We start from the raw sequence: 11784 nt of genomic DNA on the forward strand, positions 1-11784 counted from the left end.
TTCTCTAAAATCTGATCAGCCCAGCTCACGGTGGAAGAACCCCGCCACGTCGGCGAGGACCGTCGCCTTCTTGCGGAACAGGGGCGAGAAGGTCGCGATCAGGTCGGCGTGGTCCAGGCCTGGATAGAGCTTGGCCTCCGAGCGGCCGCCGACCGCGCGCATCCGATCGTTCAGAATGATGGTGTCCTCGTCGTGGACCACCGTGTCGGCCGTGCCGTGGCCCAACCACAGCGGCGGGGCGTCGGCGCGCACGAAGGTGACGGGCTGGGTCAGGGTCGGATCGGGCGCGCGGCCGAAGGCGTTTTGCGACGCCGCCACGTCGAACGGCAGGAAGTCGTAAGGCCCCGCCAGCCCCGCCGCCGCCTTGATCAGGTCGGGCCGACCGACGGCGGCCATATAGCGCCGGTCCAGCGCGATCATCATCGCCAGATGCGCGCCGGCCGAATGGCCCAGCACGCCCAGGCGCGCGGGATCGCCGCCATACTGAGCCGCCACATCCGCCGACTTGGCCGTGGCGGCGGCGGCGTCCTCGATGAAGGCCGGGAAGATCACCTGGGGCACGACGCGATAGTCCGGCAAGGCCACGACGAACCCGCGCGCGGCCAGGGCCTGGGCCGCCCAGCCGTACTGGCTGCGCACGCCTGAATCCCAGCCGCCGCCATAGAAGAAGACCAGGGTCGGATACGGCCCCGGCGCAATCGGGGCGTAGATATCCATCTGCTGGCGCGGATCGTCGCCATAGGCGATGTCGCGTGCGACGCGGCGCGCACCCCCGTCTCTCGGCCCCAGGCTGTTGAGCAGGCCCAGCGGCGAGCAGGCGGCGGCGAGAAGCCCCAGGGCGGGCGCGAACAGGCCACGGCGGGTCATGTGCAAGGTTCCATCGCGCTCAATACGTTCGCGCCGCCGATTCGGTCTTCTTGGTCCCGATGATTACCGCGCTCCATATCACCTGGCGTTAGCGATCAGTCGACCACAGTCGGCGTCTTCGGCCAGGCCCGGATCGACGAAGGCGAACAGGGCCGTCACCGGCGCCACCACCGCGCCCAGCAGTCCCGCCAACCCGCCCTGCGACACCACCTCGCCGACATCGACGCCGACCTTGGGCGCCGTCAGCGGGCCGGAGACGGTGATGGGCGCCCACAGACGCAGCAGGCGCGGCTTCTTGGATTCGCCCTCGATGCGCAGGTTCATGGTCTCGGCGCCCAGGTCGATCGTGCCCTTGCCCTGCGCCAGGACCACATCGGTATCGATGACGAAGGTGCGCGCGGTCGCCGTGCCGCCGCTGACGTTGAAATCGGCGACGGCGCAGCGAATCTGGCTGGTCGACTGATCGCCGCTGAGCAGTTTCAGCAGACCGGCGCTGGCGTTGATGCCCAGCAGTTCGGCGAAGGCCGCCCGCATCTGACCGTTCGGCACCACTAGGCTGAGCGAGCCCTTGGACGCCGCGGCGAAATCATGGATCGAGGCGCCGGGTCCCTCCAACTTCGCCCTGCCCAGGGCCCGCCCGCTCAAGGGGACCGAACCGTTGCGGGCGGGAATGATCGATTCCAGCGGATAGCCGGCCAGCCGCAGATCCACCGTGCTGTAGGGCGTCTCCCGCGTCGCATTGATCCGCGCCGTGCCGTTCAGTTCGCCCCGGTTGAAGTTGAAGCTGATCGGGTCGAGCTTGAGAACACCGTCCTTCAGGTCCGCGCCCAGATCGACGGCGCGAATGTCCATCTCGTTCGCCTTCACCGAGGCGGCGCGATACGTTAGAGTCCCGTCCATGGTCCGCAGGCGTTCCGTCTGCAGCTTGGCGTCGGGCAGCAGCTTGCCGCCGACCGCGACCGGGGCCTCGGTGTTCGTACCGGCCGCATTGGTCTGCGTCCGTGCGCCCAGCACGGCGGCCAGGTCGTCGATGTCCAGCCGGCGCGAGGTCAGTTGCGCATCCACGCGCAGGCGCTGGGCGGAATCGACCCGCACCTCGCCCGACAGGTCGGATGCGCCGACGCGTCCGTCGAAGTCCTTGAAGGTCCAGATTCGCTCATTGCGGTTCAGCGCACCCGATAGCCGATAGGGCGGCGTATTGGGCAGGGTGACCCCCGTCAGCAGATAGAGATCGGACAGGTCGCGCCCCTGCATCGTCAGGGTCGCGTCGAAACGGCCGAGGTCGAACGGCCGCGTGATCGCGCCCTTTGCGGTCAGCGACGACCCTGCTCCGCTGACGTTGGCCTCGAACTGATAGGGTCGGTTGCGCCGGATATTAACGAAAGGACCGCCCTGCACCTTCAGCGTCAGGGGCGAACCGTTGACCGTGCCCTGGCCGTCCAGCAGGAAGCCGGCGTCGCCGCCCGCCGCCTCGCGCGCATTGACGGCCGCTTCCAGCGTCAACCCGCGCCGCTGCTCGTCGAAGAAGAGCTGACCGTCGGTGATGATCAGTTGCTGAATGACCGGCAGCTTCAGTCCCTCGCCATTGTCGGGCTTGTTCGGGTTCAGCTCCCAGCTCTTGCGACCGTCCTTGGTCGCGATCAGCACCACCTTGGGTCGGGTGAAGCTGAGCAACGGCATCTCGATCTGGCCGGCCAGCAGCTTTCTCAGCCTGACCGAGGCGCGGAGTTCATCGACATCGGCCGTATCGCGCTCCCGCGCCCAGTCCGGCCCGCCGATCTTGAGACCACGCACCACGGTGGACGGGGTCCAGCTGAACAGGTTGACGTCCAGATCCCCCGTCAGGGCGATCTGGCGATCATATTTGACCGAGGCCCAGCGGCCGATGGGACCGCGCAGCATGTTCCAGTCGAACAGGGCCAGGAACAGCACCACGACAGCCACGAGGACCAGCACGACCCCCGCCGCCCATTTTTCCGCCCAACCGGGCCGCCGCGCCGCCGCATAGACGGGGTCGTTATCGCGAATCCAGTCGCGCCAGGACCGCAGGCGTGCACCAGCGGGGACCATGGCCCTCTGATGCACGTCAGCTCTAAAAGTCCGCCAATTCCGTGGGTTCGACAATCGCTCGTCTCCGTCAGCCAGAGGAAACGCATCAGCTTCGGTTTGGCGCCGCGGGGTCAACCTATCGTTGATCGTCGTCTATTTGACGCAGACTTGTCGCATAATCTTTACAAACGAGAATATCGGCGCATATTTCGTCAGAGTCCTGATCTTAATTCAGGCCATGGAGGATGCCCCGTTGACCCGTTTTCTCACGCCCGCCCTGATCATCGCCGCCCTGGCGGCCGCCGCGACGCCCAGCCTGGCCCAGCAGACGCAGCGCCACGATGCCGTTCGTGCTCCCGGCCTTCAGGCAGTCATGATGTGCAAGACCGACACAGCCACGCGTCGCGCTTATCAGCGCGAGTTCGGCGCTGCGCCCGTATTCGTGACCGCGCAGGAAGCCGTCGCCGCCCGCCAGAACGGCCAGCGCTGGGCTACGCCGCGCTGCATGACCGAACACCAGTACAACCGGCTGGTCGCCTCCACCCAGACACGCGCGTCGCTCTGAGCCAGAGACCGAGTTCATAAGACAAGGGACGCGGCCTTTCGACCGCGCCCCCTTTCGTCTGCCCTGGATGCCGCCTCAGCGGGCCGGCGTCAGGTATTTGTTCAGCCAGCCGAACACTTCGTTGTGCCATTGCAGGCTGTTGGCGGGCTTCAGCACCCAGTGGTTCTCGTTGGGGAAGACGATCAGGCGGCTATCGATGCCGCGACGTTGCAGCGCCGTGAAGGTCGATAGGCCCTGGGCCGTCGGAATGCGGAAATCGCGGTCGCCCTGGACGACAAGCATTGGCGTCTTCCAGTTCTCGACATGGTTGGCCGGGTTGAACTTCTGATAGCCCTCGGGATTGTCCCACGGCGTGCCGCCGTATTCCCATTCGGTAAACCACAGCTCCTCGCTGGAATAACCCATGCCGAAGGTGTCGAACACGCCGTCATGGTTGACCAGGCATTTGAACTCATTGGACCAGTTGCCGGCGATCCAGTTGATCATATAGCCGCCGTACGACGCGCCCAGCGCGCAGGCGTTGTCGCCGTCCAGGAAGCTGTATTTCTGCTGCGCGGCCGCCCAGCCCTTCTGCAGGTCTTCCAGCGGGCGGTCGCCCCAGTGCTGGCTGATCGCGTCGGTGAAGGCCTGGCCGTAGCCGGTCGAGCCGTGGAAATCGATCATCACCACCGCATAGCCCGCGCCGGCATAGGTCTCGGGGTTCCAGCGATAGGACCAGCCGTCGCCGAACGAACCCTGCGGCCCGCCGTGAATCAGGAAGGCGACCGGATATTTCTGACCTTCGACATAGCCGACCGGCTTGATGACATAGCCGTGGACCGTCTCGTTGTTCCAGCCGGGGAAGCTGAACTGCTCGTATTCGCCGAACGATTTGGCGGCGAAGGCGGGGTTGGCCTGGGTCAGGCGAAGCGGCATCTCGCGGCCGAGATAGGTCTTGAAATAGAGGTCGCCCGGCTCGCGCAGGCTGTCCTGGGCGAAGACGAAGCCCGAGGGCGTCTGCTGGAAGGCCGAGACGTGGCCCGCGCCCGTGATCGGCGTCACCACCCCGTTGCGCGTATCCACCGAGAACAGCCTGGTCGAACCGACGTCGCCCGCCGTCGTGTACAGCGTCTGGCCGTCGCGCGACCATTGCAGCGTATCCGCCGACCGGTCCCAGTTCGAGGCGATCTCGCGCTTCTGGCCGGTTTCGACATCCATCAGCACGATCTGATAGCGGTCCGCCTCGAAGCCCGGCCGCGCCATGGCGCGATAGGCCAGGGTCCGCCCGTCCGGCGAGAAGACCGGGCCGGTGTCCCAGGCGTCGTTGTCGTCGGTCAGGTTGGTGAAGGTCCCGTCGCCCGACAGGCCGTTGGTCTTCCACAGGTCGAAGTTGGTGCTCCACGGCTCGGTCTGGCCCGCCAGACGCGCCGAGAAGACCACGGCGTCGCCCGCAGGCGTGAAGACGAACTCGCTCTCGTCGCCGAACGGCTTGGAGGGCGTATCGCCGTCGAAGCCCTTGGTGATCCAGGCCGGCGTTCCCGTCGCCTTGCCGTCGCGACCGATGGACTGGACGAACAGGTGGTTCTGGGTGTGGTCGTTCCAGGTGTCCCAATGACGCACGAACATGCGGTCATAGACCTGGCCGGTCGTCTTGCCTTCGGCGATGGCCTTGCCCTGTTCGACCGAGGCGTTCAGGTCTGCCGCGTTCGGATAGACCGCCAGCGACACCGCCACCTTGTCGCCCGACGGGCTGATCCGATAGGCGTTCACGTCGGTCGGCAGATTGGTCACCTGCACCGGCGCCGACGTGGGCGAGGCCACACGCCAGACCTGGCTCGCGCCCGACTTGCCCGACAGGAAATACAGATTGCCGTCCCCGCCCCAGCGCGCGGTGTTGGCGCCTTGGTCCGAGATGGCCAGGCGACGCGGCGCCGTGTCCGGCGTGGTCAGGTCCAGGATCCACAGGCTGCCTGCGCGTCGGTTGGCGTCCACGTCCGTGGTGGTGACCGAATAGACGACATAGCGGCCGTCCGGCGAAACCTGCGGATCGCCCAGCCGGTTGGCGGTGATCATGTCCTGATAGGTGAAGGCGTCGGGCGTCGCGGGCGCTGCGGGAACCGGCGCGGGCGGAACCTGGGCCTGGGCCGGAACGGCGCTCATCAGAGCGACAGCCGCGCAGGCGGCGGACAGAAGGGAACGGTGACGCATCAAGCTCTTCCTCGGAAATCTTGCTGCGGCAAGGCGTAGCACCGCCGTTCGCCGGGCGGAAGTTGTCGCGAACGACCGACTTAGCTAAGATGGTTGGACCCACTTGAAGTCGGGGAGCACGACATGACCACCGTCACCGTCCATCACGCCAAGACCCACCTGTCCAAACTGATCGCCGCCGCCGAACGCGGCGAAGAGGTCGTCATCGCCCGCGGCGACAAACCGGCCGTGCGGATCGTGCCATTCGAGCCGGCCGCCAAACCTGATCGCAAGCCGGGGCGGCTCAGGGGCGTCGTGGCGATGGATGCGCGTTTCTTCGACCCCTTGCCCGAGGATGAACTGCGCCTTTGGGAGGGTCGCGGCGAATGAGGCTGTTGCTCGACACCCACGCCCTGATCTGGTGGGTGTCCGGCGAGGCTGGCCTCAGCCACACCGCCCAGGCGGCGATACAGGACGGCGGCAATACGGTCTTCGTCAGCGCGGTCTCGGCCTATGAGATCGCGCTCAAACACGGCATGGGCCGCCTTCCCCAGGCCGCGCCGCTGGCCGAGCGCTTCGAAGCCGAGGTCGATTTGGAAGGGTTCGCGATCTTGCCCATAACCGCCCGCGAGGCGTCGCAAGCCGGCCGCATGGATAATGCCCACCGCGATCCGTTCGACCGGCTGCTGATCGCCCAGGGCCTGCTGAACGAACTGACGCTCGTGTCCAACGAGCGCCTGTTCGACAGTTTCGGGGTGGCCCGAATCTGGTGACTTACTGCTCCGCCGTATAGCGACCGACCCAGGTCAGGATTTCCTGCTGCCAGTCGACCCAGGTGCGGGGCTTCAGCACCCAGTGATTCTCGTCCGGCACATGGACGAAGCGGCTGGGGATCCCCTCGCGCTGCAGGGCCGAGAAGGTCGCCAGACCCTGTTCCATCGGCACGCGGAAATCCTTGGATCCGTGCAACACCAGCATCGGCTTCTTCCAGTCGCCGACGAAGGTCTCCGGGTTGAAGGCGTCGTAGACCTCCTTGCGCTCCCAGCTCGGCCCGCCGAACTCGTGGATGAAGTTGCCGATATCCATGGCGTTCATCAGCTGGGGCACGTCGAACACCCCCGCATGGTTGACCAGGCAGCGCCACGGCCCGTTCCACTTTCCGGCGATCATATTGACCATATAGCCGCCATAGGAGGCGCCCAGGGCGCAGGCCCGGTCGCCGTCGATCCAAGGATTGCTCGCCAGCGCCGCCGCCCAGCCCTTCTCCAGATCCTCCAGCGGCCGGTCGCCCCAATGGTCGTTGATGGCGTCGGTGAAGGCCTGGCCATAGCCGGGCGAGCCGTGGAAGTTGATCATCACCACCGCATAGCCGGCGGCCGTATAGACTTGCGGGTTCCAGCGGTAGGAGAAGCTCTCGGTCCAGGGCGACTTGGGCCCGCCATGGATCAGATAGACGGCCGGATAACGCCGCCCCTCGACCGCCCCGGCCGGCTTGAACACCCACCCCTGCACCGGCTCGTCGTTCCAGCCCGCGAAGGTGAAGGCCTCGCCCTTGGGCAGGTCCAGTTGGGCCAGCACCTCGGCGTTCTGGCGGCTGATCTGGCGCGGCTCGCCATTGGCGTGGACGAAGACCTGCGCCGGGGCGACGAAGCTCTCTTGGGCATAGGCCAGGACGCCTGCGACCTCTTCATAAGACCCGACCGTGCCGGTCCCGGTCAGGGGCGTGACCCGGCCGCTGCGTGCATCGACCGAGAACAGCCGGTTCTGGCCCTCGTCCGCCGCCGAGACCAGCAGCGATCGGCCGTCGGTGCGCCATTGCAGGCCGCCCGCCCCGCGATCCCAATCGGTCAGCTTCTTCGCGCCCGAGCCATCGGCGTTCGCGAGCCAGACCGCCGCCTGATCGCCGCCGACATTCTCGCGCGGGGCCGACAGCCAGGCCAGTTGGCGACCGTTCGGCGAAAAGACGGGATTGCCGTCCGGCCCCTTGTTCGCCTCGGTCAGGTTGACCGGCGCGCCGCCGTCGAGCGCCACACGGAAAACGTCGCTGTTGCTGGTGAAGGGCTCACCCGCGCCTTGCGTCTGGGTGCCGTAGACCAGCGTCCGCCCGTCCGGCGAAATGTCGAAGCTGGAATTGCCCGCCGACACATCGGCGTCCAGGCCCGCCAGCAGATCGCGCGGTTCGCCGCCCCCCAGGCCCGATCCGTTCAGCGGCTGGACAAACAGATGGGTGCGGCGCGTATCCACCCAGTGATCGAAGTCGCGCAGCGGCAGCCGGTCATAGGACTGGATCGTCGACTTGCCACGCGCGTCCAGCCGCGTCTTGGTGCAGGCCAGGGTGTCACAATCGACGAAGACCGAGACCGCCAGCACCAGCGACTTGCCGTCCGGCGCGATGCGGAAACCCGAGACGTCGAACGGCAGGGTCGTGACCTGGGCCGCCGCCATCCCGGCCGCATCCGTGCGCCAGACCTGGTTCGATCCGCCCCGCGACGACAGGAAATAGATCGCCCCGCCGTCCGGCGCCCAGCGCGCGCCCGAGGCGCCGCCTTCGGAAATCGCCAGTTTGCGCGGCTCGCCGCCGTTGACGTCGGCCAGCCACAGGCCGTTGACGCCCTTGTTGCCGTCCCAGTCCGTGGTGCGCACGGCGTAGACGATCTGGCGTCCGTCCGGCGAGACGCGCGGCTCGCTGACCCGCTCCATCATCGCCAGATCCTTCAGCGACAAGCCACGCGAAGCGGGCGCTGTCGCTTCGACCGGCGCAGGCGCCGCCTGCTGAGCGAACGCAGGCGCGGCGGCCAGCATCAGGGTTCCAAAGGCGGCGGCCGCCATCCAGCGTGAACGCGTCATGTCTCAATCCCCACAGGTTTGCCGACCTTGATAGGGGCCGCCCGCCGCATCGCCAAGCGCCCAAGCCGTCGCGCCTCAAGACGCCGCGCATCTTGCCCCGCCCCCCCGAACCGGCGACAAGCGGACTTCCATGAATTCAGCCCCGCTCCCTGCCCAGACCCCGGCCCGACGCCAACCGCACATCGTCGATGTGCTGATCGCCGAACGGGCGCCGCGCCTGACCGCCTCGCCCCTGTGGCCCGTGGTGCGACCGGCCCTGTATGGTGTGCTGGGCTATGGGGCGGCGGTGCGGATGGCTGACGCCATCCAGCCCCTGTCGGGGACGCAGACCTTCGACTACGTGTCCGACCTGCTGAAGCTGAAGGTGACGACGACGAATCTCGACCGCCTGCCCGCGACCGGCCGCTGCATCGTCGTGTGCAACCACCCGACCGGCATCGCCGACGGGGTCGCCGTCTTCGATGCGATCAAGCAGAGGCGCAGCGACATGATCTTCTTCGCCAACGCCGACGCCATCCGCATCTCACCCCGGCTGGACGAGACCATTATCCCGGTCGAATGGGTCCACGACAAACGCACCCGCGAAAAGACCCGCGCCACCCTGACCGCCGCCAAGGAGGCGTTCGAGGCCGAACGCTGCGTCGTCATGTTCCCGGCCGGTCGTCTGGCGCGCGAGAGGAACGGCGTCCTGACCGATCCCGAATGGGCGCCGACCGCCGCCTCGATGGCGCGCAAATACGATGCGACGGTCGTCCCCATGCACGTCACCGGCCCCTACAGCCGCCTGTTCCACCTGTTCGACAAGGTCTCGCAGGAGCTGCGCGACGTGACCCTGTTCCATGAGCTTCTGAACAAGGCGGGCAAGCCGTTCGGCGTCGATGTCGGCCTGCCGATCCCCGCCGACCGGCTGGACGTGGACGCCGTCAAGGCCACCATGGCGCTGAAACATTTCACCGAATGCACCCTGGCCGCCGATCATGACGCGGTGTTCGCATGAAGATCGAACTGCCCGACGCCGAGGCCACCACCGCCCTGGGCCAGGCCATCGCCCCCCTGCTGGCGCAGGGCGACAGCCTGCTGCTGTACGGGCCGCTGGGCATGGGCAAGTCCACTCTGGCGCGCGGCCTGATCCGCGCCCTGACCACGCCGGACGAGGACGTGCCCAGTCCGACCTTCACCCTTGTCCAGTTCTACGAGTCCGATCCGCCTGTCGCCCATTTCGACCTCTATCGCCTGACCCGGCCCGAAGAGGCGTTCGAGATCGGCCTGGACGAGGCGCTGGACGAGGGTTGCGCCGTCATCGAATGGCCCGAACGGCTGGGCGACGATCCCGGCCGGTTCCTGGGGCCGGATCGCCTGACCGTCGTCCTCGCCGAAGACGGCGAGGGCCGCCTTGCGACCGTTTCCGGCGTAGGGGCATGGGAGGCCAAGGTGAAGGAACTGCATGTCTGATCGCGAACGCCTCCGTCTCGACTTCCTGAAGGCCGCTGGCTTGGCCGACGCCGTGCGCGCCCCCCTGCCCGGCGACGCCTCGACGCGGCGCTACGAGCGGCTGACGCCCGCGTCCGGCCCCACCCTGATGCTGATGGACCAGGCCCCCGCCGCCGAAAGCCCGCCCGCCGATCCGGCCTGGACGCCTCAGCAGCGCCACGCCGCCGGCTGGAACGCGGTCGCCCGCCTGTCCGCCGGCCGGATCGAGGCCTTCGCCGCCGTTGCCGCCCATCTGAAATCCCTGGGCCTGTCCGCCCCCGAAATCCCGTCGCTGGACGCCGCCAACGGCCTGGCCGTTCTGGAGGACTTCGGCGACGCTCTTTTCGCCCGCGTGATCGAAGACGGCGCCGACGAGACGGCGCTCTATCTGGCCGCAATCGAGGCCCTGGCTGTCCTGCACGAGGCCGGAAACCCGCCGCAGACTCTGCACGGCCCCGGCGGCGACTGGCCCCTGCTGACCTATGACGAGACCGCGCTTCAGGGTGGGGCCGATCTGTTCGTCGACTGGCTGCCGAAGTTCGACGACCGTGTCAGTTTTGACGCCTCTGCGATCGCCGACTGGCGCGCGGCCTGGGCGCCCATCGTCGCCTCGGGGGCGGCTGGGGCCTCGGTCATGGCCCACCGCGACTATCATGCCGAGAACCTCATCTGGCTGCCCCAGCGCGACGGCGCCGCGCGCGTCGGCATGATCGACTTCCAGGACGCCGTGCGCGCCCACCCATCCTGGGACCTGCACTCCCTGCTTCAGGACGCCCGTCGCGACGTGTCGCCGGCGCTGGAGGCCGAGGCCCTGGACCGTTATTTCGCCCTGCGTCCCGGCGTGGATCGCGCCGCCTTCATGGCCGACTACGCCGGCCTCGCCGCCCTGAACGAGGCGCGGATCATCGGCATCTTCGCCCGGCTGATCGCCCGCGACGGCAAGCCCCGTTACCGCCAGTTCCTGCCCCGCATGTGGCGGCATCTGAACGCCAATCTGGAACAGCCGGCCCTGGCGCCCGTCGCCCGCTGGTTCGACCGCCATGTCCCCGTCGAGGTTCGCGCATGACCCACAAGATCGCGCCCAAGACCGCAATGGTGCTGGCCGCCGGCCTTGGCACCCGCATGCGTCCTCTGACCGACGACCGGCCCAAGGCCCTGGTCGAGGTCCAGGGCCGCGCCCTGATCGACCATGTGCTGGACCGATTGGCGGACGCCGGCGTCGAAAAGGCGGTGGTCAACGTCCACTGGTTCGCCGACCATCTGGAAAGCCATCTGGCCGCGCGCGAACGCGGGCCTGAGATCGTCATCTCCGACGAACGCGCCGAACTGCTGGAGACCGGCGGCGGGCTGAAGAAGGCCCACCCCCTGCTGGGCGAGGATCCCGTCTTCGTCGCCAATATCGACAGCGTCTGGATCGACCGGGGCGATGCATTGGGTGACCTCGTGCGCCTGTGGAATCCCGAAACGATGGACGCCGCCCTGCTGCTGGCCCGCCGCGAAGGCTCCATCGGCTTCGAGGGCGACGGCGACTTCTTCCTGCGCGATGACGGCGGCCTGGCCTTCCGGGGCGCGGCCGCCTCCGCGCCCTACGCGTATATGGGCGTCCACATCACCCGGCCCGGCTATGCCGACAACGGCTGCGAAGGCCCCTTCTCCCTCAGCCCCCTGTGGCGCAAATCCGCCGCCCAGGGCCGCCTGTTCGGCTGCGTCCTCGACGGCGACTGGATGCACGTGGGCGATCCCCAGGCGCGGGATCAGGCCGAGGCGAAACTGGCGGGATTGGGGTGACGACGCCTCTTCTTTTCTCGTCATCCTCGGGC

Annotated in this window: 11 protein-coding genes; 7 read left to right on the forward strand and 4 right to left on the reverse strand. The window is 67.7% G+C overall.

What is annotated here, in order from left to right; translation table 11 throughout:
* Positions 1-15 precede the first annotated feature (15 nt).
* Positions 16-867, reverse strand: a complete 852-nt coding sequence (locus tag ACZZZD_RS08440; protein WP_463434234.1) for an alpha/beta hydrolase — start codon at positions 865-867, stop codon at positions 16-18.
* A 78-nt stretch (positions 868-945) separates the two neighbouring features.
* Positions 946-2937 (reverse strand): AsmA family protein, encoded by a 1992-nt coding sequence (locus ACZZZD_RS08445; RefSeq protein WP_463434235.1) that lies wholly within the window; start codon positions 2935-2937, stop codon positions 946-948.
* A 232-nt stretch (positions 2938-3169) separates the two neighbouring features.
* On the opposite strand from ACZZZD_RS08445, the gene ACZZZD_RS08450 reads away from it, so the two are divergent.
* Positions 3170-3481: a hypothetical protein gene (locus ACZZZD_RS08450; RefSeq protein WP_463434237.1), complete on the forward strand. Its 312-nt coding sequence runs from the start codon at positions 3170-3172 to the stop codon at positions 3479-3481.
* Between the two features lie 75 nt (positions 3482-3556).
* On the opposite strand, the gene ACZZZD_RS08455 is transcribed toward ACZZZD_RS08450, so the two are convergent.
* Positions 3557-5668, reverse strand: a complete 2112-nt coding sequence (locus tag ACZZZD_RS08455; protein ID WP_463434239.1) for a S9 family peptidase — start codon at positions 5666-5668, stop codon at positions 3557-3559.
* Between the two features lie 123 nt (positions 5669-5791).
* On the opposite strand from ACZZZD_RS08455, the gene ACZZZD_RS08460 reads away from it, so the two are divergent.
* Complete coding sequence (locus ACZZZD_RS08460; protein ID WP_463434241.1) at positions 5792-6037, forward strand: type II toxin-antitoxin system Phd/YefM family antitoxin; 246 nt, start codon at positions 5792-5794, stop codon at positions 6035-6037.
* A complete protein-coding gene (locus ACZZZD_RS08465; protein WP_463434243.1) occupies positions 6034-6420 on the forward strand; it encodes a type II toxin-antitoxin system VapC family toxin in 387 nt (128 codons plus the stop codon). The genes ACZZZD_RS08460 and ACZZZD_RS08465 overlap by 4 nt, the downstream gene beginning before the upstream one ends.
* A 1-nt stretch (position 6421) precedes the next feature.
* Here the strand turns inward: ACZZZD_RS08465 and ACZZZD_RS08470 are convergent, their stop codons facing one another.
* Positions 6422-8494, reverse strand: coding sequence for an alpha/beta hydrolase family protein (locus tag ACZZZD_RS08470; RefSeq protein WP_463434244.1), 2073 nt, complete (start codon positions 8492-8494; stop codon positions 6422-6424).
* A 130-nt stretch (positions 8495-8624) separates the two neighbouring features.
* Between ACZZZD_RS08470 and ACZZZD_RS08475 the strand changes: the two genes are divergently transcribed.
* Genes ACZZZD_RS08475 through murU form a run of 4 tightly spaced genes read left to right on the forward strand, consistent with a single transcriptional unit; the run spans position 8625 to position 11752 of the window.
* Positions 8625-9491, forward strand: coding sequence for a GNAT family N-acetyltransferase (locus ACZZZD_RS08475; RefSeq protein WP_463434245.1), 867 nt, complete (start codon positions 8625-8627; stop codon positions 9489-9491).
* Positions 9488-9946 carry a tRNA (adenosine(37)-N6)-threonylcarbamoyltransferase complex ATPase subunit type 1 TsaE gene (gene tsaE / locus ACZZZD_RS08480; RefSeq protein WP_463434246.1) on the forward strand — a complete coding sequence of 153 codons (459 nt, stop codon included), beginning with the start codon at positions 9488-9490 and terminating at the stop codon, positions 9944-9946. The genes ACZZZD_RS08475 and tsaE overlap by 4 nt, the downstream gene beginning before the upstream one ends.
* On the forward strand, positions 9939-11030 hold the full coding sequence (gene amgK / locus ACZZZD_RS08485; RefSeq protein ID WP_463434248.1) for an N-acetylmuramate/N-acetylglucosamine kinase AmgK: 1092 nt from the start codon (positions 9939-9941) through the stop codon (positions 11028-11030). The genes tsaE and amgK overlap by 8 nt, the downstream gene beginning before the upstream one ends.
* Positions 11031-11056: 26 nt before the next feature.
* On the forward strand, positions 11057-11752 hold the full coding sequence (murU, locus tag ACZZZD_RS08490; protein ID WP_463436104.1) for an N-acetylmuramate alpha-1-phosphate uridylyltransferase MurU: 696 nt from the start codon (positions 11057-11059) through the stop codon (positions 11750-11752).
* Positions 11753-11784 lie beyond the last annotated feature (32 nt).

It is taken from the genome of Brevundimonas sp. AC546, from assembly GCF_979258305.1.

Coding starts and splice junctions, on each gene's coding strand:
- ACZZZD_RS08475 (WP_463434245.1), top strand. CDS start 8,625: ATGAATTCAGCCCCGCTCCCTGCCCAGACCCCGGCCCGACGCCAACCG.
- tsaE (WP_463434246.1), top strand. CDS start 9,488: ATGAAGATCGAACTGCCCGACGCCGAGGCCACCACCGCCCTGGGCCAG.
- murU (WP_463436104.1), top strand. CDS start 11,057: ATGGTGCTGGCCGCCGGCCTTGGCACCCGCATGCGTCCTCTGACCGAC.
- ACZZZD_RS08445 (WP_463434235.1), bottom strand. CDS start 2,937: ATGGTCCCCGCTGGTGCACGCCTGCGGTCCTGGCGCGACTGGATTCGC.
- ACZZZD_RS08460 (WP_463434241.1), top strand. CDS start 5,792: ATGACCACCGTCACCGTCCATCACGCCAAGACCCACCTGTCCAAACTG.
- ACZZZD_RS08440 (WP_463434234.1), bottom strand. CDS start 867: ATGACCCGCCGTGGCCTGTTCGCGCCCGCCCTGGGGCTTCTCGCCGCC.
- ACZZZD_RS08455 (WP_463434239.1), bottom strand. CDS start 5,668: ATGCGTCACCGTTCCCTTCTGTCCGCCGCCTGCGCGGCTGTCGCTCTG.
- amgK (WP_463434248.1), top strand. CDS start 9,939: ATGTCTGATCGCGAACGCCTCCGTCTCGACTTCCTGAAGGCCGCTGGC.
- ACZZZD_RS08470 (WP_463434244.1), bottom strand. CDS start 8,494: ATGACGCGTTCACGCTGGATGGCGGCCGCCGCCTTTGGAACCCTGATG.
- ACZZZD_RS08465 (WP_463434243.1), top strand. CDS start 6,034: ATGAGGCTGTTGCTCGACACCCACGCCCTGATCTGGTGGGTGTCCGGC.